We start from the raw sequence: 24,019 nt of genomic DNA, 5'->3' as shown, positions 1-24,019 counted from the left end.
AGATCTCAGTAGTGCCAGGGGTACGGCGACCAGTCGGGCGCCCGCTTCTCCAGGAACGAGTCGCGCCCCTCGGCCGCCTCGTCCGTCATGTACGCGAGCCGGGTCGCCTCGCCCGCGAAGACCTGCTGCCCCACGAGCCCGTCGTCGATCATGTTGAAGGCGAACTTCAGCATCCGCTGCGCCGTCGGCGACTTGCCGTTGATCTTGCGGGCCCAGTCGAGGGCCGTGGCCTCCAGCTCGGCGTGCGGCACCACGGCGTTGACCATGCCCATCCGGTGCGCGTCGGCCGCCGAGTAGGTGTCGCCGAGGAAGAAGATCTCGCGGGCGAACTTCTGGCCCACCTGCCGGGCCAGGTACGCCGAGCCGAAGCCGCCGTCGAAGCTGGCCACGTCGGCGTCGGTCTGCTTGAAGCGGGCGTGCTCCTCGCTCGCCAGTGTGAGATCGCTCACGACGTGCAGGCTGTGTCCGCCGCCGGCCGCCCAGCCGGGGACCACGCAGATCACGATCTTCGGCATGAACCGGATGAGCCGTTGCACCTCCAGGATGTGCAGGCGGCCCGTGGAGGGGGAGCCGTCGGCGTACTGGTAGCCGTCCTTGCCCCTGATGCGCTGGTCGCCGCCCGAGCAGAACGCCCAGCCGCCGTCCTTGGGCGACGGGCCGTTGCCGGTGAGCAGGACGCAGCCGACGTCGGTGGTCTGCCGGGCGTGGTCGAGCGCGCGGTGGAGCTCGTCGACCGTCTGCGGCCGGAAGGCGTTGCGCACCTCCGGGCGGTTGAACGCAACGCGGACCGTGCCCTGGTCGACCGCCCGGTGGTAGGTGATGTCGGTGAAGTCGAATCCCTCGACCGCCTGCCACGCCTTGGGATCGAACAGCTCGGAGACCATGCGCCAGAGCCTAACCGAACACCTTCGCGCCGCCCCGATCAGGTGAGCTCGTCAGGTGACCTCGGCTCGCAGCTCCGCCAGCAGCTCACCCTGGTCGGCGAGCATGTCGGTGAGGATGCGCCGGGCGGTGTCGAGGAGCTGGGACAGCTCGGGGGTCGCGAGTGTGTAGACGACCGTGCTGCCCTCGCGGATGGCGCTCACGATCCCGGCCCTGCGCAGCACCGCGAGCTGCTGGGACAGGCTCGACGCCTCGATGTCGATCTGGGCCAGGAGATCCCTTACGGGGAGCGGTCCTTCCTGCAGCAGCTCCAGCACTCGGACGCGAGCGGGGTGGCCGAGAGTGCGGAAGAAGTCGGCCTTGGCCTGGTAGACCTCCACGTGCATAGTGACAGACTAATCCAGTTCACTTGCATAATTCTTCAAGTCGTAACGTTGTTGGCTAGGATGACAGCGGGGACTAGGGAGTTGCCATGGGCCGAGGAAGAGCCAAGGCGAAGCAGACAAAGGTCGCTCGCCAGCTGAAGTACACCAGCCACACCATCGACTACGACCGGCTGCGCGAGGAGCTCGGCGTCGACTCGAGGCGTGACGACTTGTATCCGGTGACGTCGTCCGAGCAGGAGTCCGAGCCCGCCCGTTGAGGCGGGTCCGGGCTGCTCAGTCGCGGCGGGTCACGAGGTGTGCGCACGGGCACGGGCCCGCGCGGTGACGCGGGCGTGCCTGGCCGGCGCGAGCGTGACGTTTCTGAGCCGCCCGGACTCCTCGGGCTCGTCCCGGACCGCCGGGTCGTGGTGCACGAGCGGGCTGCCGGGTCCGGCGTACCGTCCGGCGGCCGTCCAGTCGTAGCGGGGCGTCGAGCACCCTCGGCGCCCCGTACACCACCGGCCGGCCGCGCCGGGGTCATGTCCGGGTGGCGGTGTGGGCGAGGATGGCGCCGGCCAGTTCCTCGTGCGTCTCGGGCGGGAGGGTGTGCCCCATGCCCTCGACCATGAGCAGCCGCGCCCCGGGGATCCGCTCCGCGATGATCGCGCCGTGCCCCGGCTTGGCCGGCTCGTGCGTGCCCTCGACGACCAGCGTCGGCGCCTTCACCTGGTGCAGCACGCCCTCCGGCTCGAAGTCGGGCTTGGCGGCGAAGGCCAGCCGGTGGTTCGCGGCGGCGGCGAGGTCGCGCGCCCGCTCGTGGACGCGCTCCTGCAGCCGCCGCTCGGCGTCCTCGTCGAACGGCAGCGCGGTGCCGTGCAGCACCCGCGCCTCCTCGATCATGCCGTCGATCCGCTCGCGCCGGCCCTCGGGCGGCGGGCTCGCGATCACCTTCCGGTAGTGATCGACGAACTCGGGCCTGGGCGGCGGCAGGCTGCCCTCCGGCTGCGGCTCGCCCATGAGCGCCCGCATGAGCACCTCGCCCTCGTGCCCGCCGAGCGGGGAGGAGCCGATCACGGTGAGCGTCCTGACCCGCTCCGGGTGCCGGACGGCGATGAGCTGGCCGAGCAGCCCGCCCGCCGAATGGCCGACGAGGTGCGCGCTGTCCAGGCCGTACGCGTCCATGACCCGCAGCACGTCGTCCGTGACGTCCTTCCACGTGTACGGGTGCTCGGCGAAGTCGAAGGTGGACGAGCGGCCCGTGTCGCGGTGGTCGTAGCGGATCACCCGCCGGCCGCCGGCCGCGAGCCGGCCCACGAACGCGTCGGGCCACAGGACGCCCTGCGTCATCGAGCCCATGATGAGCAGGATCGGCGTGTGTGCCGGGTCGCCGAACTCCTCGGTGTGGAGCTGGACGCCGTCGATGTCGATCAGGTTCGTTTGCATGCCGCAACTCTGCCGGGCCGGCGCCCGTACGCCTTCCGTAGGACTACTGGGCTTCACAGCAGCCGGGCCAGCTCAGTACGTGAGGTGATGCCGAGCTTCGGATACACCTTGTACAGGTGGTACTCGACGGTGCGCGGGCTGAGGAAGAGCTGGGCGGCCACCTCCTTGCTGGACGCGCCGGCCGCCACCAGCCGCGCGATGCGCAGCTCCTGCGGCGTGAGCGCCGCGAGCGCGTCGCTCTGCGGCCGGGCCGCCGTCTCGCCCGCCGCCCGCAGCTCGCCGTGCGCCCGCCGCGCCCACGGCTCGGCGCCCAGCCGCTGGAACGTCTCCCTCGCCGCCCGCAGGTGCGCCCGTGCCTGTCCGGGCCGTTGGGTCCGGCGCAGCCGCTCGCCGTACAGCAGGGCCGTGCGCGCCCCCTCGAACGGCTCCCCGTGCAGCCGCAGCGCCTCCTCGAACAGCTCGTCGCCGCCCCCGGCCAGGGCGCGGCACCGGGCGAGCAGCGCCCTGGACTCGGGGGTCGTCGCGCCGGCCGCCCACCGCTCCAGCCCCTCGACCGCCTCGCGCGCCGCCTCCGGATCGCCCGCCGCCACGGCCGCCTCCACCCGGTCCGGGGTCGAGCGCCACACCACGGTCGGGTGCCCCGCGCCCGGCCCCGCCGTGGTGATCGACACGAACCGGGCGTGCGCGGCCTCGAACCTGCCGAGCCCGAGATCCAGCATGGCCAGCGCGTACGAGGCGACGGCCGCCCGCAGGCCGACCCGGTGCGGGATCGCGATGGCCAGCGCCTCGGCGGCGTACCGCCGGCAGGTCTCCTCCTCGCCGCGCAGAGCGGCCACGACGGCGAGGTTCGCCAGGTGGGCGCCGACCGAGTTCGTGTAGCCGGCCTCCTGGGCCAGGGCCAGGCCCTCCTCCGCGATGGCGGCGCTCTCCGCCAGCCGGCCCCTGATGCGCTCGGCCGTCGAGACGAACTCCAGCACGACCGGGAGCTGCCCCGCGATGCCCGACATCCTGGCCACGGCGCCCGCCCGGCCGGCCAGCTCGGCCGACACGTCCGCCTCGCCGAGGTAGCTGGCCGCCGCGCACGCCCACAGGAACTCGGCGGCCTCCCGCAGCTCCCCGGTACGGGCCAGCGCCGCCCGCAGCAGCTCCTCACCGTCGTCGCCGCCGGGATCCAGCATGGCGCCGACGCCGGCCACGGCGTCCCGCAGGAAGCCCCTGGGATGGGCCCGTGCCCGGCGCCCCAGCTCCACGATGGCGTCCACGTCACCCACGTAGCTCGCCGCCTCGGACGCGTCGGCCAGCGCCTCCAGCGAGTCGCCGGCGCCCAGGATGCGCACGGCCTCGGCCGCGTCGCCCCCGTTCAGCTCGAACCGGCCCCGCAACCGCGCGATCTCCCCGACCAGCTCCGCCACCGTCCGCACCCCGCCCTGGGATGCGGGGCGCCCGGTCTCGTCGTACGGGGTGTCGCCGGGGTCAGTGGGATGACCGGGCAGGGTTTCGGCGAGTTCGCGGGCCTCCGCGAGGTGGGTCTCGGCCTGTCCTGGGCGGCCGGCGAGCCAGGCGGCCGTGGCGGCCTCCACCAGGCGCTCGGCCCGGCGGCCGGGGTCGGGGGTGAGCTCGGCGGACCGGGCCAGGGCGGTGGCCGCGTCGCCGTACCCGCCGCGCGCCCGTGCCCGCCCGGCCGACGCGGCCAGGGCGGCGGCCACCTCCTCGTCCGGCGCCAGGGCGACGGCGGCCAGGTGCCACGCTCGCCTGTCACCCTCGACCAGCCCCGCGAGGACCGCGTGCGCCTGCCGCAGCCGCGCCGAGCCGGCCCACGCGTGGACCGCCGACCGGACCAGCGGATGCCGGAAGCGCACCCGCGTGCCCTCCACCGCCACCAGACCGGCCGCCTCCGCCTCCACCAACCCGTTCCCGGGCCCGTTCCCGGGGTCGTCCCCGGGCCCGTTCCTGAGGCCGTTCCCGGGGTCGGGGAGGGTGCCGTTCAGACGGGACGAGGCGCGCAGGACGACGTCGAGATCGCTCTCCAGCGAGGCGGCCAGCAGCACCAGGCGGGCCGCCTCGCCCAGCCCCGCCACCTGGTCGCCGAAGAGCTGCTCGCCCCCCGGCAGCGGGTCCGGGAGCGGCGCGCGTCCGGCGAGCTGCCCGGCCGTCAGCCGCGCCGCCGTCTCCCTCAGCACGAGCGGGTTGCCGCCCGACAGCGCCACCAGCCGATCCCGTACGACCGGTGCCACCCCGGCGCCGGACCCGAGCGTCACGGCCACCCGCGACCCGAGCAGGTCGCCCGCGCTGTCCGCGTCGAGCCCGCCCACCCGCAGCTCCGGCACCCCTTTCACGGGCATGTCACCCCGGACGGCCAGCAGCATCGCCACGCCCTCGGTGCGCAGCCGCCGGGCCGCGAACAGCAGCGCGTCCGCCGACGCCCGGTCGAGCCACTGCACGTCGTCCACCAGGCACAGCAGCCCGTCCGGTACGGCCGCCTCGGCCAGCAGTGACAGCACCCCGGCCGACACCAGGAACCGGTCCGAGCTGGGCGCGGCCAGACCGAGCGCCCCGGCGACCGCGTCGCGCTGCGGCCCGGGGAGCGCGTCGAGCAGGCCGGTCACGGGCCGCAGGAGCTGGTGCAGCGCGGCGAACGCGAGGTCCGCCTCCGGCTCCACCCCACCGGCCCGCAGCACCCGCATGGCGCGGCCTTCCGAGGAGGCTTCTCCCAGCGAGGCGGCCAGGGACAGGAGGGCGGACTTGCCGACCCCGGCCTCGCCGCGCAGCACCAGGGCCCCGCCCTCCCCGGCGGCGGCCGAGGCGAGGAGGCCGGTGATCGCGCTGGTCTCCGAGACTCTGCCGTACAGCATGAGAAAGGACTGTATACGGCGATATGTCGGACTCTGAGTCACGCCCGCAGGATCTCGGACCGGGGCGACGGCACGCGGATGAGCGAGGCGTTCTGCCGCCCGTTCAGGGTGGCCAGCGCCGGCACCCGGTCGAACAGCCGGAAGACGAACGGCGGCGCCGTCGTCCCCTTGGCCATCCGGGCCGCCGCCGCGCGCTCGGCGCGCCGCTGACTCCGCTGCTCCTTGTCCGTCGGCGGGCGGCGGACGGCCTCCACCTCGCGGCAGGCCGCGTCCAGCGCGGCGGCCGGCGCGGCGGGGTCGAGCAGGCAGGGCAGGAGCGCGTTGGCGGTGGCCGCGGCGTCGGCGATGGCGAGGTTGATGCCGTTCCCCCCGACCGGGGAGATCACGTGGGCGGCGTCGCCGATGAGCAGCAGCCCCGGGCGGTACCAGGTGTCGACCGTGGTGATCCGCACCGGGAGCAGCGTGAGCTGGTTGACGTCGGTCAGCGAGAAGAGCCGGTCGCGCAGCCACGGCAGCTCCCGCGTGAACGCCTCCACGACGGCCCCGACGCCCCTCTCCCGGACGCGGCCGTGGCTGCCCGCGGCGATCAGGTATCCGAGCTGCCAGCTCGTGTCCTGGTTCAGCACGGCCAGCAGGGCGCCGGGGGCGGTGACCAGTTGCAGGCCCGACAGGGGCGGGTCGTCCGGCGTCCTCGGCACCGCGTACCAGAGCACGTCGAGGCCGGCGCCCAGCTCGGTCGCCGTGAAGCCGCCGAGGCCGCGCAGCTTCGAGTTGCGGCCGTCGGCGGCCACCACCACGCGGGCCCGCAGCTCGCGCGTGACGCCATCCTCCGTGTACGCGACCCCGTTCACCCGGCCGCCGTCCCCGTCGCGCAGGAGCCGGCCGACACGGGCCCCCATCCGCAGCTCCAACCCGGGATAGGCGGCGGCCTTCTCCGCCATGAACGGGAGGAACCGGGCCTGTGGGATGAGGGCGTAGTAGGGGTAGCGGCGGCTGGCGCGGCGATAGTCGGCCAGGATGTAGGCGCGGCCACCGGCCCGCCAGACGAACTCCCCGGCCACGGTGTGGGGCAGTGTCTCCAGCATCTCGTCGGCCAGCCCGAGCGTGTGCAGGTAGTCGAGAATTGCGGGCGCGATCGAGTCGCCGCGGAAGCGGCGGTTGAAGTCGCCGTGCGACTCCAGCAGCGTCACCCGCGCCCCGCCGCGCGCCAGCAGGTACGCGAGCATGACGCCCCCCGGCCCGCCTCCGACGACGACACAGCCGGTGTCGTACGCCTCGCCGGCCCGGGGCCGCCCACCGCCATGGTCTGTGGTCATGGCCACCTCCTGCCCCCGCCTTCGGCGGCCATGAGGCGCCCGGTTGCATCCCGGCCGGACGGGTCAGGTGGCGGCGCAGGTGTCGTGGGTGGCGTCGAAGCCCGCGATCGCCTCCGTGTCGTCCGGCGGCAGCGGCTTCAGGCCCTTCCAGTCGTCGCCGATGACGAGGATCAGCCGGCTCGTCCTGGCCTTGGGGACGGAGCGCGGCGTCACGGCCGGCAGGTCCTTGCTCAGCGTGGGGACACTGGTCTCGCCGCTCGGCGAGTAGAAGACCGAGGTCTTCGGGTACGGCTTGCGGGCCGTGTCGCCGACCTTGGTGATGTGGTAGCCGCGCTGTTCGAGGGCGGCGGCGACCTGGGTGCCGAGGCCGCCGCGGTACGTGCCGTTGCGCAGCTCGATCTGGACCTTGGAGCGGGCCACCTTGGTCTGGCCGCCCTTGACGCCCTCCGGGCTGCGGTCCTTGGCCACGATCTGGAACAGCCTGGCGGCCTGCGGCTGCACCCATTCGACCCGGCCGGGCTGGGTCAGCGAGTAGTGCCAGGGCGTGGTGATGAAGCGGATCTTCCCGGCGTTCAGCCCCTGGAGGTTGCTCGCCAGATCCTTCATCACGGACGGGGTGAGGCCGGGGTCGGTGGTGACGGCCTTGGTGCCCGCGTCGAGGAACCCGAGCAGCTTGGCCGGGTCGGTCAGGGTCTGGCCGCTCATCACCTTCTTGACCATCGAGGCGATGAACATCTGCTGCCGCTGGATCCGGCCGATGTCGGAGCCGTCGCCGAGGCTGTAGCGGGCGCGCACGTAGCCGAGCGCCTGCTCGCCGTTGAGGCTCTGGCGGCCGGCGGGCAGGTGGAGCAGGGCCTTCTTGTCGTTCACGGCCTGGGGCAGGCACACCTCGACGCCCCCGATGGCGTCCACCATGCCCTTGAACCCCGTGAAGTCCACCTTGACGAAGTGGTCGATGTGGATGCCGGTGAGCGACTCGACGGTCCGCCACGTGCAGGCGATGCCGCCGGAGTTGAACGACTCGTTGATCATGCCGAGGTGGGCCTGCTGGCCGGGCAGGCTCCCCTTGGCGCGGCAGGCGGGGAGCTGGACCAGCGAGTCGCGGGGGAAGCTGACGACCATCGCGTTGTTCCGGTCGGACGACAGGTGGGCGAGCATGATGGTGTCGGTGCGCTCGCCGGCCACGCGGCCGTACTTGGCGTTCTTGCCGTTGCGCTGGTCGGAGCCGACGATCAGCACGTTGAGCGCCGTGCCCGCGACCTTGGGCGGGCGGGTCGGGCCGAGGTCCTCGGAGGTCACGTCGGTGTGCTTGACGTTGCCGGTCAGCCGGGCGTACACGGCGACCGCGCCGCCCGCGATCAGGAGGACGACCGTGACGGCGACCACCAGGACCCACCGCGTCCAGCGTCGCCGGCCGCGCCGGGACGTGCCGGTCGGGGGGGACGGCGGCGCGTCGACAAGCCCGCTGCTCACATGACTCCCAAAGACGGGGCCGAGGGGGGACCGCCCGTGGCCAGAGCCTGGTGGCGCAGATGTTCGGCCGGTTGAACCACGCCGAGTGTACTTATCTCGCGTATGGGGGACGTAAGGATGGCGAAATATCCGGTTGGCCGGACTTGATGGTCAGTCCGGCAGCGGCACCCGGAGCGACAGGGCGCCGCGCAGGTCCAGCCAGGCGCTGCCGGGGCCGCGCACCACCCGCAGCACGACCTCCTCGCACCCCGGGCAGCGGCCCACCAGTCCCGGCTCGGGGCCGTACACGTGCAGCGCGGCGATCGGCCCCGCCAGGCCGCAGCTCGCGCACCGGCCGGTCGCCGCGGTGACGTCCACGGCGAACAGCTCGGCCAGCGGGCCGGCCAGCGCGTTCCCGTCGAGGTGTTCAGCGGTCATGCCTGTCCCCTGATGGTCCGGTCAGCCTGTTGTGAGGCCGAGATGTCTGGTGTCCGGTCAGCCCCCGGTGGGGCCGAAGCGTTCGGTGTGGATGCGCTCGGGGGCGTGGCCGAGCGCGAGCAGCAGGTCGGCGGCGGCCTCCACGAACCCCGTCGGGCCGCACACGTAGCAGTCGGGCTCGAACGAGGAGGGCCAGCCGCCCTCGGCGAGGTCGTCCAGCATGACGCGCCCGGCCGGCCGGGGCCAGGGGACGGGCGTGGAGCGCGTGTAGAGGAAGGTCACGTCGACGCCGGGCTCGGGCCGGCGCAGCTCCTCGGCGTAGTAGCGGCTGCCGGGCCCGCGCAGCGAGTACAGCAGCCGGAACGGCACGCGGCTGCCCACACGGCGGCGCTCGCGGAGCATCGCCATCAGCGGCACGATGCCAGACCCGCCGGCGACGAGCAGCACCGGCGCGGCGCTCTCCGGCCGCCACACGAACCACCCGCCGACCGGCCCGCGCAGCTCCACCTCGTCGCCGATCTCCATGATCTCGGTCAGGTACGGCGAGACCTCCCCGCCGGGCACGCTCTCGACGGTCAGCTCGACCGTCTCACCGTCGGAGGGCGCGGCCAGCGAGTAGCTGCGCTGCGTGCTGTAGCCGTCGTCGGCCGTCAGCCGCACGTCCACGTGCTGGCCCGCGAGGTGGCCGGACCAGCCGGGCACCGCGAAGCGCAGCGTGCGGGCGCTGGGCGTCTCGTCGCGGACCTCGGTCAGCCGGGCGGGCCGCCAGCTCACGCGGCGGGTCGCCGGCCGCCCCACTAGTCGCCCTCGTAGCGCTGCTCGCGCCACGGGTCACCGTAGTTGTGGTAGCCGGCCGTCTCCCAGAAGCCGGGCCAGTCCTCGTTCACCAGCCGGATGCCGCGCACCCACTTGGCCGACTTCCAGAAGTACAGGTGAGGCACCAGCAGCCGGGCCGGACCGCCGTGGACGGGCGCCAGCTCCTCGCCGTCGAAGGTGTGGACGATCCACGCCTTGCCGTCGAGCAGGTCCTCGACCGGCAGGTTGGTGGTGTAGCCGCCGTACGAGTGGACCAGCGCGTACTCGGCGGCGCTCTCCACGTTCTCGAAGAGCACGTCGAGCGAGACGCCCTCCCACTGGGTGCCGAGCTTGGTCCACTTGGTGACGCAGTGGATGTCGACGGTCGGCCGCTCGCCGGGCAGCGCCATGAGCTCCTGCCACGACCAGCGGTGGGTCTCGCCGGCCTCGGTGTCGATGGTGAACTCCCACCGGTCGAGCGGCACCCGCGGCGTCGGCCCGGCCGACAGCACGGGGAAGTCCTCGACGAGGTACTGGCCGGGCGGCAGCCGGTCGCCGCCCTCTCTGGGGCGGCCGCGAAAGCCGCGCGAGACGATGGCCACGGGGCCTCCTTCAGTGACACCTGTCCCGCCATTCCATCACGGCACCATTTCATGATCCCCATGGGGCACGTAGCCTGGCAGGAGGGACCGTCGTCATCCGGGGAGCCGCATCTTGAGCGACCGCAAGCCGTACGGGGTGAACTTCGAGTCGTGGATCGACCGGCAGATCCGCGAGGCGGAGGAGCGGGGCGAGTTCGATGACCTGCCGGGCAAGGGCAAGCCGCTGCCCGACCTCGACAAGCCGCACGACGACATGTGGTGGATCAAGCAGAAGCTGCGCAGCGAGGGCCTGTCCATGCCGCTGCCGCCGACGCTCGCCCTGCGCAAGGACGCCGAGGAGGCGCTGGCCGAGGCACGCGCCGCCCGCTCCGAGCGCGAGGCGCGGCAGATCGTCGAGGAGATCAACGCGAGGATCCGCGAGGCCATCCGCACCGGCCTGTCCGGCCCGCCGCTCAACCTGCTGCCGTTCGACGTGGAGCGCGTCGTCGCGGAGTGGCGCGCCTCTCGCTGAACGCGCGTCCCACTGAACGCGTCTCCCGCCGAACGCGCCTCCCGCTGTGCGCGTTGTGTATGGACCCGCCGGGGGACGGCGCTCACAATCAGGCCATGAGCGATGGTGCCGTTACTGATGGGGGCACGGGCGGGCACGTGGGCGCGCGGGCGCCGCGCCGGGAGGACGCCCGGCTGCTGACCGGCCGGGCCAGGTACGCCGGCAACGTGCGGCTGCCCGGGACGGCCCACGCCGTCGTCGTGCGCAGCCCCGTCGCGCACGGGCGGCTGACCGGGTGCGACGCCAAGGCCGCGTGGACGGTCGAGGGCGTGCTCGACGTCATCACGCCCGCCGACGCCGTCGACGTGCGGCTGCCGTGCGTGACGCTCGCCGCCGGGCAGCGCGACACCTCCTACCCGGTCCTGGAGGAGACCATCCGGTACGTGGGCCAGCCGCTCGCCGTGGTCGTCGCCGAGACGCCCGAGGCCGCCGCCGACGCCGCCGCGCTGCTGGACCTCGACCTGCACGAGCTGCCCCCGGTCGTCGGCGTGGAGCGCGCGATGGAGCCGGACGCCCCTCTCCTCCACCCCGACTGGGGCTCCAACGTGCTCACCGACTCGGTCCTCGGCGACGCGGACTGCGAGGAGGCCATCGCCGGCGCCGAGCACGTGGTGGAGCTGGCCTTCCGGTACGGCAGGGCGTCGCCGTACCCGATGGAGCCGCGCGCGCTCGTCGCCACGTTCATCGACGGGGAGCTGACGATCCGCATCTCGACGCAGGCGCCGCACCACGTGCGCGACCACGCCGCCGACGCGCTCGGGCTCACCCACGACCGGGTGCGCGTCGTCAGCGGCGACACCGGCGGCGGGTTCGGCGGCAAGGAGCACATCTACCCCGACGAGACGCTGGTCTGCCTGGCCGCGATGCGTCTGGGCGGCCGGCCCGTGCGCTGGACGGAGTCGCCCGGCGACCGGCTGGTCGCCACCCTGCCCGCCCGGGCCGCCGTCCACCGGGCGCGGCTGGCGCTGGACGCCGACGGCCGGTTCGTGGCGCTGCACGCCGACGTCGTCGGCGACCTCGGGGCGCACCCGTCGAACGTCGGCATCTCGCCGTTCGCGGTGACCGCCATCATGCTGCCCGGCCCGTACCGCTTCGACCGGGCAGGGGTCCGGCTGCGCGGCGTCGTCACGACGACCACGCCGACCGGCTCGTACCGGGGCTTCGGCCAGCCGGAGGCGACGTACACGCGGGAGCGGCTGATCGACGAGGCGGCGCGGCGGCTCGGGCTCGACCCGGTGGAGCTGCGCCTGCGCAACCTGCTCGGGCCGGAGGAGCTGCCGTGCGTGACGCGGATCTGGCAGCCGTACGACTCGGGCGACTACCCGCGCGCCCTGCGCACGCTCAGGGACATGGTCAGGGTGTTCCCCGGCGGCGACGGGCGCCGGCGGGGCGTCGGGTTCTCGTGCCACGTGGAGGCGACCGGGCTGGGGCCGTCGCAGGACATGAAGTCCGCGGGGCAGCAGGTCGGCGGGTACGAGATCGCGGTGCTGCGCATGGAGCCGGACGCCTCGGTCGTCGTCGCCTCCGGCGTGGCCGCGATCGGGCAGGGCATCGAGACGACGCTGGCCCAGCTCGCCGCCGACCGGATGGGCGTCGATCCCGGCCGGGTCCGGGTGGTGCTGGGCGACACCGCGGCGACGCCCTACTCGCCGATCGGCTCCATCGCCAGCCGGGCGCTCGCCGTCGGCGGGGGAGCGCTGGTCCAGGCCGCGGCCCGGCTGCGCGACAAGATCCTGACCATCGCCGCGCACCGGCTGGAGGCCGCGCCGGAGGACCTGGAGATCACCGACGGGGCCGTACGGGTGAAGGGCGACCCGCGCGCCTCGCTGACGCTGCGGGAGGTCGCCACGTCGGCGTGGCGCGGCTGGGACCTGCCCGAGGGCGCCTCGCCCGGCCTGGAGGAGCGGGCCGTCTACGACCCGGCCGCCTACACCTACGCCTACGGCGCCCACGCCGCGGCCGTCGCCGTGGACCCGGAGACCGGGGCGGTCGAGGTGGAGGGCTACTGGGCGGTCAACGACGCCGGCGTGCTGGTGAACCCGGCGATCGTCGAGGGCCAGCTCAGCGGCGGCATCGCGCAGGGCATCGGCATGGCCCTGACTGAAGAGGTCGTCCACACCGCCGACGGCCAGCCGGTCATCGACTACCTGCTGCCCACGACCAGGGAGGTGCCCACGATCGAGCTGGCGACGCTGGTGACGCCCTCGCCCATCACGCCCGGGGGCATGAAGGGCGTCGGCGAGGCCGGCACCATCGGGCCGCCCGCCGCCATCGGCAACGCGGTCGCCGCCGCCCTGCCGGAGGTCGCCGGCGAGATCACGGTCACGCCGCTGACGCCCGAGCGGTTGTGGAGGCTGCTGACGCATGCCCGCACGCCCACCGGGTAGCCGTAGCCGAATGGACTTCGCGGACTGGTTCCTCACCCAGGACGAACGCGACAACCCGGCCACCCGGCTGGGCGCCTGGACGACGGGCAACCTGGTGCGCCCCCTCATCCACGGGGCGACCTACTTCGCCGAGCTCAAGACGTGCCTGGACAGCGTGCGGGCGCACGATCTGGTGCTGTTCGCCGACTGGCGCGGCGACCCCGACGAGCGGCTCGCCGACGGCGGACCGCAGATCTCCGACGCGCTGTCGGGGGTGGCCGCCAGGGGAGCGCTGGTCAACGGGCTGATCTGGCGCTCGCACCTGGACGCGCTGCGCTTCAGCGCCGAGGAGAACCGGCACCTCGGCGAGAAGATCGAGGCGGCCGGCGGTCAGGCGGTGCTCGACACCCGGGTACGGCCCGGCGGCGCGCACCACCAGAAGTTCGTCGTCATCCGGCGACGCGGCGACCCTGACCACGATGTGACGTTCGTCGGCGGCGTCGACCTGTGCCACAGCCGCCGCGACGACGCCGCCCACCACGGCGACCCGCAGGCCGCGCCCATGCCCGACGTGTACGGCGACAGCCCGCCGTGGCACGACGTGCAGGTGGCGATCCACGGGCCGGCCGTCGCGGAGGTGGAGACCGTGTTCCGCGAGCGGTGGGAGGACCCGGCCCCGGAGACGCGGCAGCCGTTCAGGAGGCTGCGCGACCATCTGGAGCGGATGGACGACGTGCCCGCGCTGCCGCCGCCGGGCCCGGCTCCCGGACCGGCGGGGACGCACGCCGTGCAGCTGCTGCGGACCTACCCCTACCGGCGCCGCCCGTACCCGTTCGCCCCGCGCGGCGAGCGGAGCGTGGCCCGCGCCTACCAGAAGGTCCTGCGCAGGGCCCGCTCGCTCGTGTACCTGGAGGACCAGTACCTGTGGTCCACCGAGGTGATCGAGCCGTTCGCGGAGGCGCTGGAGCGCGAGGAAGAACTCCGCATGATCATCGTGGTGCCGCGCCATCCCGACCAGGACGGCTGGCTGGCCGGCCCGGCCAGCCTCATCGGCCGCAGCGAGGCGCTGCGCCGGCTGAAGCAGGCGGGCGGCGACCGGGTCGCGGTGTACGACCTGGAGAACCACGCGGGCACCCCGGTCTACGTCCACGCCAAGGTCTGCGTGGTGGACGACGTATGGGCGTCGGTCGGGTCCGACAACGTCAACCTGCGGTCGTGGACGTACGACTCGGAGCTGAGCTGCGCGGTCGTGGACGAGGAGCCCGACCCGCGCCCGCCCGCCGGTGGCCGCCGGTTCGCCCGGGAGCTGCGGCTCACGCTGGCCGCCGAGCACCTGGACCGCGACCCGGACGACGTGGACGACCTGTGCGACCCGAAGGCGGCCTTCGAGGCGTTGGCGGAGTCGGCGCGGCGCCTGGACGCCTGGCACCGGGACGGGCGCCGGGGCCCGCGTCCGCCGGGCCGCCTGCGGCCGCACCCGGCTCCGGAGCTGGGGCGGGTGCGCAAGCTGCTGGCCATGCCGCTGTACCGGGTCGCGGTCGATCCCGACGGCCGTCCCTCGGACATGCGCCGCTCCCGCCGCTTCTGACCGCCTCGTCCGTCAGGCGGGACGGGCGGAGGCGGCGCTGTCCAGGACGGCCTGGAGCTGCGCCGGCTCGGAGGTGCCTCCGGCGGCGAGGACGACGCCGTGGCGGTCCGTGACGACCGCGTACGGCGGCCACGGGATGTCGTTGCGCTCGTACACGTCCGGGTCCACCACCCGGGGCAGCCCGTCCAGCCCGTCGGCCTCGTCCTTGGGCGCCGCGGTGACCAGGACGACCTCCATCCGGGCGGCCATGGCCACGAAGTGGGGGAGCATCGTGGTGCACAGCCCGCACCCGGGCGAGACCAGCGCGTACAGGACCCGGTCCGAGGCCCGCTCCGGTGCCCCTTCCAGCGCGAACGGCGTGCCGGCCCGCGGCCCGTGCTCGGTCCGTCCGGTGGCGTAGGTACGACCGGACGTATCGGTACGCCCGCCGGACGAGCCGTGACGTCCGGCACCGGGCAGCAGGATCGGAAGCACGAACGCGAGCCCGAGCAGCGCGGCGGCCACCGCCACCTGAGCCGGCGCGAACGGCGACGGCCCCGCCGCGACCGCCATGAGCGCCAGCGCCAGGAGCACCCCCGTCCGCACCATCGTCCCGGGCCCGACCAGGTCGCGGCCGCCGAAGCAGCCGCAGCCGACGCGCAGGCCGCGCCGCAGCACCGAGCCCATCGCCGCGAGGAACACCGCGAACAGCAGTGCCGCGACCACGGACCCCAGCCGGCGCAGGCCCGGCGCCAGCAGCAGCGCCGCGGCCGCCACCTCGACGGCCAGCACGGTCACCGCCGCGGGCAGGGCCAGCGGGGCGGGCAGCACCCGGTAGCCGTCGATGGTCGCCGCGAACCCGCGCACGTCGCGGACCTTGCCGAGGGCCGCCCCCAGCAGCACCGCCGCCACCGCCAGGTACGCGGACGCGAGGACGATCACGGCACCCCCTGGTAGGCGGACGCCTGCAACTCGTAGAGGTCGGCGTAGAGCCCGTCGCGCGCCATCAGCTCCTCGTGTGTGCCGTGCTCGGCCACGCGCCCGTGGTCGAGCACGTAGACCCGGTCGGCGTAGCGGACGCTGGCCAGCCGGTGGGTGATGAGCACGATCGTACGGCCGTCGGCGTGCTTCCTGATCCGCTCGAACAGGGCGTGCTCGGCCCGCGCGTCCAGCGCCGAGGTGGGCTCGTCGAAGATGACCAGCGCCGCGTCGCGATAGAAGCCGCGCGCCACGGCGATGCGCTGCCACTGCCCGCCCGACAGGTCGTGTCCCCCGCGGAAGCGGCGGTCGAGCAGGGCGTCGTACCCGTCCGGCAGCGCGGCCACCACCTCGTGCGCGCCCGACGCCTCCGCGGCGGCGGCCAGCCGGTGCTCGTCCACGGGCTCGCCCATGACGATGTTCTCCCGGACGGTGAGCGGCCAGCGCGTGTGGTCCTGGGCGATCACGGAGACGTGCCGGCGCAGCGCGTCGGCGTCGAGCGTGCCGAGGTCGGCGCCGTCCCAGCGGATCGCGCCCTGGTCCGGCCGGTAGAGCCCGGCCAGGAGCTTGGCCAGCGTGGTCTTGCCCGAGCCGTTCTCGCCGACGAGGGCGACGACCTCGCCGCGGTTCACGGTCACGCTGACGCCCGACAGCGCGGGGCGGTCGGCTCCCGGGTAGGTGAAGGTCACGTCGTCGGCGGTCAGCCGGCGGAACGGCGCGGGCGGGAGCGTGCCGTCCGTGCGGGCGACGCGATCCTCGGCCAGCTCGCGGAAGGCCAGGTAGTCGCCGAAGTACAGGCCGGCCTCGTACAGCCGGTTCATGGCCTGGACCAGGCCCGTCAGCGAGCCCTGGCCGGTCCTGACGGCGAGCACCGCCGCCCCGGCCACCGCCAGGGGGACGATCCCGGCCGCGAGCAGCCCGCCGAGGGCCGCGTACACGCCGGCCGTGGCGACCCCGGTCAGCAGGTCGCCGGCCGCCTTGGCGGCGGTGCGCCGGCGGGCCACGTCGAGCTGCACCTCCTGCTCCAGGTCCGCCACCTTGGCGTACTGGCCGAGCAGGAAGTCGCGCAGCCCGTAGGCCCGCACCTCGGCGGCGGGTAACCGCTCGGCCATCAGGTCGGACAGCATGAACTTGCGCCGCCGCGCGGCGGAGAGCCGGTAGAACCCCTGGTAGCCGAGGCGGGCGGCGCGTACGGCCGCCCAGCCGGCGGGCACGGCCGTGACCAGCAGCAGCGGCATGAGGACCGGGTGCAGCAGGCCGAGCGCGGCGGCGGAGGCCAGCACGCCGACGGCGGCGGTGAGCACGGCGATGGCCGTCTCGACCACGGTCGCGCTGTCGGGCACGCCGCTGTCGCGGGCGCGCCGCATCCCGTTGTGGAAGTCGTGGTCGTCGAACGCGGTGAGGTCGACGCGGGTGGTCAGCTCGAACAGCCTGGTCTCCGCGAGCCGTTCGACCAGCGGCTTCAGCCGGGCCTGCGCCCAGCCGGCGCCCGTCAGCAGCGCGCCGCGCAGCCCGGCCGCGGCGGCGACGAGCACCAGTGAGGGCAGCGCGGCCCGCACCCGCTCGGGGGTGGGCCCGGCGGCGAACAGGGAGGCGAGCACGTCGGAGGTCGCCATCAGGCCGAAGACCGTGAACACGCCGGCCGCGAGGCTGCCCGTCACGGCCACCGCCGTGTCTCGGCGGCTCGCCTGCCAGGCCAGCCGCAGCGCGGCGGCGACGAGCGAGGGGAGGCGGCGGGCGATGGTGCCGAGCGTCGTGGTCAGGAGGTGCTCGTCGTGGCTCTCCCAGTAGGCGACCACCAGCCCGGACCTGTCGTCCGGGACGTCGGGCCCCCGCCTGCGCCACAGCCTCACGCGGGGAGGCCCTCTCGTGACAGCCGGCACGGCGGAGTTCCCCGAATCACGGAGTCAATCTAAGTGACCGTCGCGGCAGTGTAAAGGACGAAGTAAATGCCTTTTTGGCAATCCGCGATGCCTCTGGACATGCGTCCGGATATCTGCTCATAATGCGACCGTTTGTGCGTCGCCTTGGTCGTGAACGCGATTCTCGACGGCGCACAGGGCACGGGAAAAGGCGCTTACCAGCGTCATCCCGAGGCTCAGATCCCTACAGCGGCCGTCCATCGACGGCCAAGGAAGGAGCCCCCATGTCCGTGCTGGCCCTTGAGCCCCGCGACGCAGGCGTCATCGAGTTCGAAGACCTCATGGTCGACTTCGAAGGTGAGCTGGGCAAGCTGCTCCACGGTCCCCAGGCCTGCGTCAACACCTGCAAGCGCACGGTTTGCAGCAGCTTCCCCTGCTGCCCGTCCATCGTGTAGCTCCATCCGGTAACCCGCTCGCGGCCATGCGGGGACGCGTGGCCGTGCAAAGCGCTGTGGAAAGGCCATCGGCGCAGTTCCGGTGGCCTTTCCTTTCATCGGCATAAGCGCTCCGCGATCGAAGGGTCACGATGGACGTAAATGTGCGCGACCGCCTTACCCGATTTGCCGATTCGTATGGTAGGGAAATCTACGAGGACGACACGTGGATCAGCGTTCACGACCCTGAGGCGGAAACCCCGGTCCAAGGCTGGAAGCTCCACGTCTCGGCACGTCCCGGAACCCTCGCCGACACCCTCGACCGGGCCCTGCCCGTCCTCGCCGCCGCCGGGTGCGCCTTCAAGGTGGCCCGCTCGGCGCACACGCTCATGGAGCTCAACTCGGGCGACCTCGACCCCGGCGCCGTGGGCAAGGCCATGACGGTCTACCCGGCGCAGAACGCGGTGGTGGAGATCGGGCACGCCCTCGCGAGCGCGCTCGCCGGGATGGCCGCGCCGCGCATCGTCAGCGACCGGCGGATCCGCAGCGACGCGCCGGTCTACTACCGGTACGCGCCCTTCGCCCCGCAGTACCGCGTGGACGACAACGGGGACTTCGAGCTGGTGGTGGTCGGGCCGGACGGGGAGCGGCTGCCAGGGGCGGCGGGCCCGGAGTACTCCTGCCCGCCGTGGACCACCGACCCGTTCCGGCCCGGCGACCCCTCACCCGCCGGGGAGGCCGGCTCCGGCTCGTCCGCCGCGGAGGCCGGCTCCGGAGGCAGGCTGATCGGCGGGCGATACCGCGTGACCTCCGGCGTCGTGCGCGGCCCCCGGGGCAACGTCTACCGGGCCACCGACGCGGCCGGCCGGCCCGTCGTGGTCAAGGAGGCCCGCGCGTACGTCGGCGAGAACACCCAGGGCTGGGACCTGCGGATGTACCTGCGCAACGAGCTGCGCGTCCTCCAGGCCCTCAAGGGCGTGCCCGGCGTGCCCGAGCCGATCGACCACTTCCGCCACGGCGACGACGAGTTCCTCGTCATGACCGACGCGGGCAGCCGCGACCTCAACCGGTTCGTGGCCGAGAACGGCCTGTTCACCGACCGGCCCGCCGGGGCCGGGCCAGGGGAGCGCGACCTCGGCGCGCTGGCCGCGCGCCTGCTGGAGGTGCTGGACGCCGTGCACGCGCGCGGGGTGGTGGTCCGGGACCTGTCGCCCAAGAACGTCGTGCTGGGCGAGGACGGCCGCTGCACGCTCATCGACTTCGGCAACAGCCGGTACGACGGCCTCCAGCTCCCGGGCTGGAGCCGCGGCTACAGCGTGCCCGACCAGCACACCGACCGGGAGTCCGGGCCCGCCGACGACTACTTCTCGCTCGGCGCCACCCTGTTCTTCGCCACCACCGGCATGAACCCCGTCATGATCGACCCCGACCCGGTCCGCAACCTGGAGCGCACGCTGATGTGCCTCGCGCGGATGTCCCCCGGCGCTCCGGGGGGCGTGCGCGGCCTGCTGCCGTCGCTGCTCAGCCTGGACCCGGAGGAGCGCACCGAGGCCGCCGCGGCGCTGAGGTCGGGCCTGGGCGGGGCGTCCGCGTTCCCCGCCCGGACGCGGCCCGTGCCGCCGAGGCTGACCGGAGACCTGCTGGCGAGCGTCCTCGACCACACGACCCGCGAGTGCGTCGCCTTCGCCGAGCGCCTCATGGACGCCCCCGAGGACGCGCGCCGGGCGAGCCCGCCGGTCACGAACGTCTACGGCGGCTGCGCCGGCGTCGGCATGGAGCTGCTGCACCACCCCGAGGCCAAGGCCGTCGCCGCCGACCTGGCCCGCTGGACGGCCCGCGTCATGCCGCCCGCCGTGCTCCCTCCGTCCCTGTACTTCGGCCGCACCGGGACGGCGCTGTTCCTGACCGCCGCCCGGCTGACCGCCGTGCCGGAGCTGGCCGTGCCCGAGCCGGTCACGCTCGACGGCCCCCAGCGCGCCGACCAGGCGCACGGCGTCGCCGGCATCGGAGCCGGCCACCTGGCGCTGGCCGCGATCGGCGACGACCCCCGGCATCTGGAGGTCGCTGCGGAGTGCGCCAGGCGCCTGCTCGCCGGGGAGGTCACCGCGCCCGAGGAGGACGTGCCGCCGCCGCCCGGATCGGGGGTGGCCGTGGACGCCGCGTTCGCCCACGGCGAGGCCGGCTGCGCGGACTTCCTGCTCTCCTACCACGAGGCCACCGGCGACCCGGCGGCCGGCGAGGCGGCCAGGGAGCGGTTCGCGGGCCTGGCCGTACGGGCCGAGGCCATGCTGGCCGAGCTGGCGGGGCCGGAGGCGCGGCCGATGGGCGCGTCCTGGTGCCAGGGCGTGTCGGGCATCGCCAGCGCGCTGGCGCACGCCGCGGCGGCGTACGGCGACGACGGCTACCTGGCGCTGGCCGAACGCGGCGCGCTGGCCGGGCTGACGGTCGCCCCGCAGGCGTGGGTGGTCTCGCAGTGCTGCGGCCTGGCCGGCATGGGCGAGGCGCTGATCGACCTGGCCCTGGTCACGGGCGACGACCGCCACTGGCGCGGGGCGGAGCAGATCGCCGAGCTCATGCTGGTGCGCGCCGGGGGAGAGCCGGAGCGGCCGGTGTTCCCGGGCAACGACCTGGACAAGGCCGGGTACACCTGGGCCACGGGGACCGCAGGGGTGCTGTCGTTCCTGCGCCGGCTGGACCGCCGCTCGGGCACGCGCCTGTGGACGGCCGCCTGGCGCCTGCCCGGGTAGGGGCCCGGCGGCCTACGCCCTGGTCGCGTGGTACAGGCCGTTGACGGCCAGGGCGTAGCCGTACACGCCGAAGCCGACCACGATGCCGCGCGCGACCGGCGACAGGTACGAGTGGTGCCGGAACTCCTCGCGCCGGTGGACGTTCGAGATGTGCACCTCCACCACGGGCAGCTCGGCGCCCTCGATGGCGTCGTGCAGCGCGACCGAGGTGTGGGTGTAGGCGCCGGCGTTGAGGACCGCGCCGATGCACCGGCCCGCCTTGACCTCCGCGCCGGCCTCCTGGATCCAGTCGACCAGCTGCCCCTCGTGGTTGGACTGCCGGAAGACCGTGTCGAGGCCGAGCTTGCCGGCCTCCTGCCGGCACAGCTCCTCCACGTCGGCGAGCGTGGCCGAGCCGTAGATCTCCGGCCTGCGGGTGCCGAGGAGGTTGAGGTTGGGGCCGTTGAGAATCAGAACCGAGGTCACAGCGGGAGACTAACCCGAGGGGTGAACCGGTGGGGCGAGGGGCGCGTACCTGGGAACGAGCCCGAACTCCCGAACCCACCGATCCCCGAGGAGCGAGCATGCCCCAGAAGCGCGTCGTGGCCGTTCTGGCCGTGCTGGGTGTCCAGCTCGTCGCCGGATGCGCAGCCGCCTCCCAGGCCCAGCCCGCCCCGCCCGCCGCGATGGCCGGGGCGGCGACGCAGGACGGCCACGCGGAGGCCGACGTCTCGTTCTCGCAGGAGATGATCACGCACCACCGGCTGACGATCCGGCTGGCCGAGCTGGCGCCGGACCGCAGCGACACGGCGTACGTGCGTGACCTCGCCGGGAAGCTGGTCGCCGCCGAGCAGAAGGACATCACGCAGATGACGTCGTGGCTGCGCTCGTGGAAGGCCGAGGTGCCGGACGAGGGCCACGCCGGTCATGACATGCCGGGTATGGAGTCGGGCACGAACATGGCCGGGATGGTGTCGGCCGACGACCTGGCGGCGCTGAAGAAGCTGTCCGGACCAGCGTTCGACCGGGCGTGGCTGAAGGCGCTGGCCGACCACCTGGACGCCGGCGTGAAGATGGCCGAGGTGGCGCAGGCCCTCGGCAAGCACGCGCCCACGGTCAAGCTCGCTCGCAGGCTCGTCGAGGAGCAGCGCGAGGAGGTCGCCGCCATCAGGCGGCACCTCTCCTGAGCCGACGTCCCCGGACCGGGAGGAGGAGGCGGGCGGAGGCACCCCATTCCTCCACCCGCCGTTCGCCGATCCCGTCAGCGGCCTCGATCATGCGCTATATTTCCTATGAAAGCAATAGGAATTGTTGGAATGGTCAAGGAGCCTTGATCTCGACGCCAATGAAGGGCGAATCTTCATGAATCTCCCGGTCCGGACGCCTACCCTCGTGCCCATGCTGATCGAAGACGGGAACGCCCCGGCCGTGGAGGCACTGATCCCCGCCCCGGAGCGCTCGGTGGCCGCGGTCGTGCCCGAGTCGTCCGGAGCCGGGCACTGGGTGGGCGCGCCCAGCGCGGTCGCCCACGACGGAGTGATCCACCTGGCGTACCGGTTGCGCCGGCCCATCGGGGAGGGGCGCGGCCACGCCGTCGTCGTGGCCCGCTCCACCGACGGCGAGCGGTTCGAGCCGCTGCTGACGATCACGCGGGCGGAGATGGACGCCGAGTCCCTGGAGCGTCCCACGCTCGTCCGCCTGCCCGGCGGGCGCTGGCGCCTCTACCTGAGCTGCGCCACGTACGGGACCAAGCACTGGCGCGTCGAGGTCCTCGAAGCGGACGACCCCGGCTCCTTCGACCCGGCCGCGCGTGCCACCGTCCTGCCCGGCGACCCCAAGACGGGCGTCAAGGACCCGGTCATCGTACGGCGGGGCGGCACCTGGCACCTGTGGGCCTCCTGCCACCCGCTGGCCGACCCCGACGAGGCCGACCAGATGGTCACCGACTACGCGACCAGCGACGACGGCCTGTCCTGGACGTGGCAGGGCACGGCCCTGAGCGGCCGCCCCGGCACGTGGGACTCGCGCGGCACCCGGGTGAGCGCCGTGCGCTTCACCCCGGCCGGCGTGCTGGCCTTCTACGACGGCCGGGCGAGCGCCGCCGAGAACTACGAGGAGCGCACCGGGATCGCGACCGGGACGGACCCGGCGGCGCTGACACCCCTGGGCGACGCCCCGGCCGCCTCGTCCCCGCACGGGGGCGGCGGGCTGCGCTACCTGGACGTGGTGGACCTGCCGGAGGGCGGGGTGCGCCTGTACTACGAGTACACCTGCGCCGACGGCAGCCACGAGCTGCGCACCGAGCTCCGCCCCGCCTGAGCGGCGCCCCGGCCCATGCCTCGCATGAGCCCGCGCCTCGTCGTCGGGGCGCGGGCGGGGACGGCGAGCGGGTCAGCCCTGCTTCGGGCGGCCGTTGCGGGCCTGGCGCTGGCCCGGCGGGCGGGCGCCCACCAGGCCGCCGGAGCGCTCCCGTGGCTGCAGCCAGTCGCTGAAGTCCGCCCCCGTGACCTGTTGCAGCAGCTCGACGTCCTTGGCGAAGTACGGGATCAGCGCCCGCCGCTGCTCCCAGGTGAGCGGCCGGCGAGATTTGCCGCGACGCTGGATCAGGTGCTCCAGGCGGCCGTTCAGCGCCCGCTCCAGCCCGTGCGGCAGGAAGCGCGCCGTGCGGGTCGCCGCCGCCAGCAGGCGGTGCCGCCCGTCCTGCTCGGGGTGGGCCGTGACGTTCTCGCGGGGCACCTCGGTGACCAGGCCCCGCTCGACCCCGAGGAAGCCGGTGATCCGGTCGAGGGTCTCGGCGGGCCGGTCGACGAGGTCGCGGTAACGGAAGACGAGGACCTGGTCGCGGGGGAAGAGGGTGTAGAGGTGCGCGAGCTGCTCGCCGTACCGGCCGAGGCCGACGTAGTGCCAGAAGTGCGCCCAGCCGGCCGCGATCCGGCGGCGCTCGTCGGCGCAGGCGCGCACCACGTCACCGATGGGTTCCAGCCCGGCCGACCACAGGTGCGTCCAGTTGGAGTGGGCCCGCTCGACGGGATCGCGCAGGATGGCGATCAGCTTCGCGTGCGGGATGAGGGCATGGATGCGCCGCTGCGCGTCCAGGTCGTACAGGTAGAACGGGGTGGCCTCCCCGAGCAGGGCGCCGGGCGGCGCGCCGGCGAAGAGGGCTTCGTAGTCGGCTCTGCGCCAGACGTGCTCCCGGTAGGTGGGCGCGTCGCCGGGGCCGCCGCGGGTGGGGGGCGGTCCGTCGGTCAGGAAGAACTTCGGCTCCTTCACGTGCGGCAGATGGAGTCCGGGGTGCTGCTGGAGCGCGGCGTGCAGGGCCGTGGTGCCGGCCTTGGGGGCGCCGATCACCAGGAAGTGGGGCAGCGGCATCGTCCTCGTCCTTCCTTCTCTC

At 74.0% G+C, this 24,019-nt stretch carries 22 protein-coding genes; 8 read left to right on the top strand and 14 right to left on the bottom strand.

Annotation, left to right across the window (positions count from 1 at the left end; all coding sequences use genetic code 11):
• Nucleotides 1-5 precede the first annotated feature (5 nt).
• Together ACIBG4_RS10410 and ACIBG4_RS10405 are read right to left on the bottom strand one after the other, a co-directional pair.
• A complete protein-coding gene (locus ACIBG4_RS10410; protein WP_397201568.1) occupies nt 6-884 on the bottom strand; it encodes a 1,4-dihydroxy-2-naphthoyl-CoA synthase in 879 nt (292 codons plus the stop codon).
• A gap of 51 nt (nt 885-935) precedes the next feature.
• The gene (locus ACIBG4_RS10405; RefSeq protein WP_310707872.1) at nt 936-1,268 is read right to left on the bottom strand and encodes a metalloregulator ArsR/SmtB family transcription factor; all 333 of its coding nucleotides are present in this window, start codon (nt 1,266-1,268) and stop codon (nt 936-938) included.
• An 86-nt stretch (nt 1,269-1,354) separates the two neighbouring features.
• Here ACIBG4_RS10405 and ACIBG4_RS10400 point away from each other — a divergent pair, with 86 nt between their 5' ends.
• Entirely contained in the window at nt 1,355-1,525 is a 171-nt protein-coding gene (locus tag ACIBG4_RS10400; RefSeq protein WP_397201567.1) for a DUF3073 domain-containing protein, read from the top strand.
• A gap of 30 nt (nt 1,526-1,555) precedes the next feature.
• Here the strand turns inward: ACIBG4_RS10400 and ACIBG4_RS10395 are convergent, their stop codons facing one another.
• The 8 genes from ACIBG4_RS10395 to ACIBG4_RS10360 form a co-directional block, all read right to left on the bottom strand.
• Nucleotides 1,556-1,681 (bottom strand): hypothetical protein, encoded by a 126-nt coding sequence (locus ACIBG4_RS10395; RefSeq protein ID WP_397201566.1) that lies wholly within the window; start codon nt 1,679-1,681, stop codon nt 1,556-1,558.
• Between the two features lie 103 nt (nt 1,682-1,784).
• A complete protein-coding gene (locus ACIBG4_RS10390) occupies nt 1,785-2,690 on the bottom strand; it encodes an alpha/beta fold hydrolase (RefSeq protein ID WP_397201565.1) in 906 nt (301 codons plus the stop codon).
• Between the two features lie 53 nt (nt 2,691-2,743).
• Complete coding sequence (locus tag ACIBG4_RS10385; protein ID WP_397201564.1) at nt 2,744-5,542, bottom strand: LuxR C-terminal-related transcriptional regulator; 2,799 nt, start codon at nt 5,540-5,542, stop codon at nt 2,744-2,746.
• A 38-nt stretch (nt 5,543-5,580) separates the two neighbouring features.
• Nucleotides 5,581-6,858, bottom strand: coding sequence for an FAD-dependent monooxygenase (locus ACIBG4_RS10380; protein ID WP_397201563.1), 1,278 nt, complete (start codon nt 6,856-6,858; stop codon nt 5,581-5,583).
• 63 nt (nt 6,859-6,921) lie between these two features.
• Nucleotides 6,922-8,331, bottom strand: a complete 1,410-nt coding sequence (locus ACIBG4_RS10375) for an LCP family protein (protein ID WP_397201562.1) — start codon at nt 8,329-8,331, stop codon at nt 6,922-6,924.
• 150 nt (nt 8,332-8,481) lie between these two features.
• Nucleotides 8,482-8,748 carry a DUF6510 family protein gene (locus tag ACIBG4_RS10370; RefSeq protein WP_310707880.1) on the bottom strand — a complete coding sequence of 89 codons (267 nt, stop codon included), beginning with the start codon at nt 8,746-8,748 and terminating at the stop codon, nt 8,482-8,484.
• Nucleotides 8,749-8,805: 57 nt separating this feature from the next.
• Nucleotides 8,806-9,522: a ferredoxin reductase gene (locus tag ACIBG4_RS10365; RefSeq protein ID WP_397201561.1), complete on the bottom strand. Its 717-nt coding sequence runs from the start codon at nt 9,520-9,522 to the stop codon at nt 8,806-8,808.
• Between the two features lie 23 nt (nt 9,523-9,545).
• Nucleotides 9,546-10,145 (bottom strand): sulfite oxidase-like oxidoreductase, encoded by a 600-nt coding sequence (locus ACIBG4_RS10360; protein ID WP_310707882.1) that lies wholly within the window; start codon nt 10,143-10,145, stop codon nt 9,546-9,548.
• Between the two features lie 112 nt (nt 10,146-10,257).
• Between ACIBG4_RS10360 and ACIBG4_RS10355 the strand changes: the two genes are divergently transcribed.
• From ACIBG4_RS10355 to ACIBG4_RS10345, 3 genes are all read left to right on the top strand, one after another.
• Nucleotides 10,258-10,656 (top strand): DUF1992 domain-containing protein, encoded by a 399-nt coding sequence (locus tag ACIBG4_RS10355; RefSeq protein ID WP_397201560.1) that lies wholly within the window; start codon nt 10,258-10,260, stop codon nt 10,654-10,656.
• Between the two features lie 95 nt (nt 10,657-10,751).
• Nucleotides 10,752-13,082: a xanthine dehydrogenase family protein molybdopterin-binding subunit gene (locus tag ACIBG4_RS10350; RefSeq protein ID WP_397201559.1), complete on the top strand. Its 2,331-nt coding sequence runs from the start codon at nt 10,752-10,754 to the stop codon at nt 13,080-13,082.
• Between the two features lie 10 nt (nt 13,083-13,092).
• Complete coding sequence (locus ACIBG4_RS10345; RefSeq protein WP_397201558.1) at nt 13,093-14,649, top strand: phospholipase D family protein; 1,557 nt, start codon at nt 13,093-13,095, stop codon at nt 14,647-14,649.
• Nucleotides 14,650-14,661: 12 nt separating this feature from the next.
• Here the strand turns inward: ACIBG4_RS10345 and ACIBG4_RS10340 are convergent, their stop codons facing one another.
• The gene (locus tag ACIBG4_RS10340; protein ID WP_397201557.1) at nt 14,662-15,570 is read right to left on the bottom strand and encodes a MauE/DoxX family redox-associated membrane protein; all 909 of its coding nucleotides are present in this window, start codon (nt 15,568-15,570) and stop codon (nt 14,662-14,664) included.
• Nucleotides 15,567-17,459: an ABC transporter ATP-binding protein gene (locus ACIBG4_RS10335; protein WP_397201556.1), complete on the bottom strand. Its 1,893-nt coding sequence runs from the start codon at nt 17,457-17,459 to the stop codon at nt 15,567-15,569. Before ACIBG4_RS10335 ends, ACIBG4_RS10340 begins: the two co-directional genes overlap by 4 nt.
• Before the next feature lie 293 nt (nt 17,460-17,752).
• Here ACIBG4_RS10335 and ACIBG4_RS10330 point away from each other — a divergent pair, with 293 nt between their 5' ends.
• Nucleotides 17,753-17,923 carry a hypothetical protein gene (locus tag ACIBG4_RS10330; RefSeq protein WP_310707888.1) on the top strand — a complete coding sequence of 57 codons (171 nt, stop codon included), beginning with the start codon at nt 17,753-17,755 and terminating at the stop codon, nt 17,921-17,923.
• A 143-nt stretch (nt 17,924-18,066) separates the two neighbouring features.
• A complete protein-coding gene (gene lanL / locus ACIBG4_RS10325) occupies nt 18,067-20,649 on the top strand; it encodes a class IV lanthionine synthetase LanL (RefSeq protein WP_397201555.1) in 2,583 nt (860 codons plus the stop codon).
• 12 nt (nt 20,650-20,661) lie between these two features.
• Here the strand turns inward: lanL and aroQ are convergent, their stop codons facing one another.
• Nucleotides 20,662-21,114 carry a type II 3-dehydroquinate dehydratase gene (gene aroQ, locus ACIBG4_RS10320; RefSeq protein WP_310707890.1) on the bottom strand — a complete coding sequence of 151 codons (453 nt, stop codon included), beginning with the start codon at nt 21,112-21,114 and terminating at the stop codon, nt 20,662-20,664.
• A 98-nt stretch (nt 21,115-21,212) separates the two neighbouring features.
• On the opposite strand from aroQ, the gene ACIBG4_RS10315 reads away from it, so the two are divergent.
• Nucleotides 21,213-21,815 (top strand): DUF305 domain-containing protein, encoded by a 603-nt coding sequence (locus tag ACIBG4_RS10315; protein ID WP_397201554.1) that lies wholly within the window; start codon nt 21,213-21,215, stop codon nt 21,813-21,815.
• 211 nt (nt 21,816-22,026) lie between these two features.
• A complete protein-coding gene (locus ACIBG4_RS10310; protein ID WP_397201553.1) occupies nt 22,027-22,947 on the top strand; it encodes a hypothetical protein in 921 nt (306 codons plus the stop codon).
• Nucleotides 22,948-23,019: 72 nt separating this feature from the next.
• On the opposite strand, the gene ACIBG4_RS10305 is transcribed toward ACIBG4_RS10310, so the two are convergent.
• Nucleotides 23,020-23,997 carry a sulfotransferase family protein gene (locus tag ACIBG4_RS10305; RefSeq protein ID WP_397201552.1) on the bottom strand — a complete coding sequence of 326 codons (978 nt, stop codon included), beginning with the start codon at nt 23,995-23,997 and terminating at the stop codon, nt 23,020-23,022.
• Nucleotides 23,998-24,019: the final 22 nt, after the last annotated feature.

Origin of the sequence: Nonomuraea sp. NPDC050383, from assembly GCF_044459125.1 — a bacterium.
Classification (GTDB): domain Bacteria; phylum Actinomycetota; class Actinomycetes; order Streptosporangiales; family Streptosporangiaceae; genus Nonomuraea.
This window is presented reverse-complemented; position numbering and strand designations above follow the sequence as displayed.

Bases quoted from the DNA above. Each gene is read 5' to 3' on its own strand.
- ACIBG4_RS10410 (WP_397201568.1), bottom strand. From the start codon at position 884: ATGGTCTCCGAGCTGTTCGATCCCAAGGCGTGGCAGGCGGTCGAGGGA.
- ACIBG4_RS10405 (WP_310707872.1), bottom strand. From the start codon at position 1,268: ATGCACGTGGAGGTCTACCAGGCCAAGGCCGACTTCTTCCGCACTCTC.
- ACIBG4_RS10400 (WP_397201567.1), top strand. From the start codon at position 1,355: ATGGGCCGAGGAAGAGCCAAGGCGAAGCAGACAAAGGTCGCTCGCCAG.
- ACIBG4_RS10390 (WP_397201565.1), bottom strand. From the start codon at position 2,690: ATGCAAACGAACCTGATCGACATCGACGGCGTCCAGCTCCACACCGAG.
- ACIBG4_RS10385 (WP_397201564.1), bottom strand. From the start codon at position 5,542: ATGCTGTACGGCAGAGTCTCGGAGACCAGCGCGATCACCGGCCTCCTC.
- ACIBG4_RS10380 (WP_397201563.1), bottom strand. From the start codon at position 6,858: ATGACCACAGACCATGGCGGTGGGCGGCCCCGGGCCGGCGAGGCGTAC.
- ACIBG4_RS10370 (WP_310707880.1), bottom strand. From the start codon at position 8,748: ATGACCGCTGAACACCTCGACGGGAACGCGCTGGCCGGCCCGCTGGCC.
- ACIBG4_RS10350 (WP_397201559.1), top strand. From the start codon at position 10,752: ATGAGCGATGGTGCCGTTACTGATGGGGGCACGGGCGGGCACGTGGGC.
- ACIBG4_RS10345 (WP_397201558.1), top strand. From the start codon at position 13,093: ATGGACTTCGCGGACTGGTTCCTCACCCAGGACGAACGCGACAACCCG.
- ACIBG4_RS10330 (WP_310707888.1), top strand. From the start codon at position 17,753: ATGTCCGTGCTGGCCCTTGAGCCCCGCGACGCAGGCGTCATCGAGTTC.
- ACIBG4_RS10315 (WP_397201554.1), top strand. From the start codon at position 21,213: ATGCCCCAGAAGCGCGTCGTGGCCGTTCTGGCCGTGCTGGGTGTCCAG.
- ACIBG4_RS10310 (WP_397201553.1), top strand. From the start codon at position 22,027: ATGCTGATCGAAGACGGGAACGCCCCGGCCGTGGAGGCACTGATCCCC.
- ACIBG4_RS10305 (WP_397201552.1), bottom strand. From the start codon at position 23,997: ATGCCGCTGCCCCACTTCCTGGTGATCGGCGCCCCCAAGGCCGGCACC.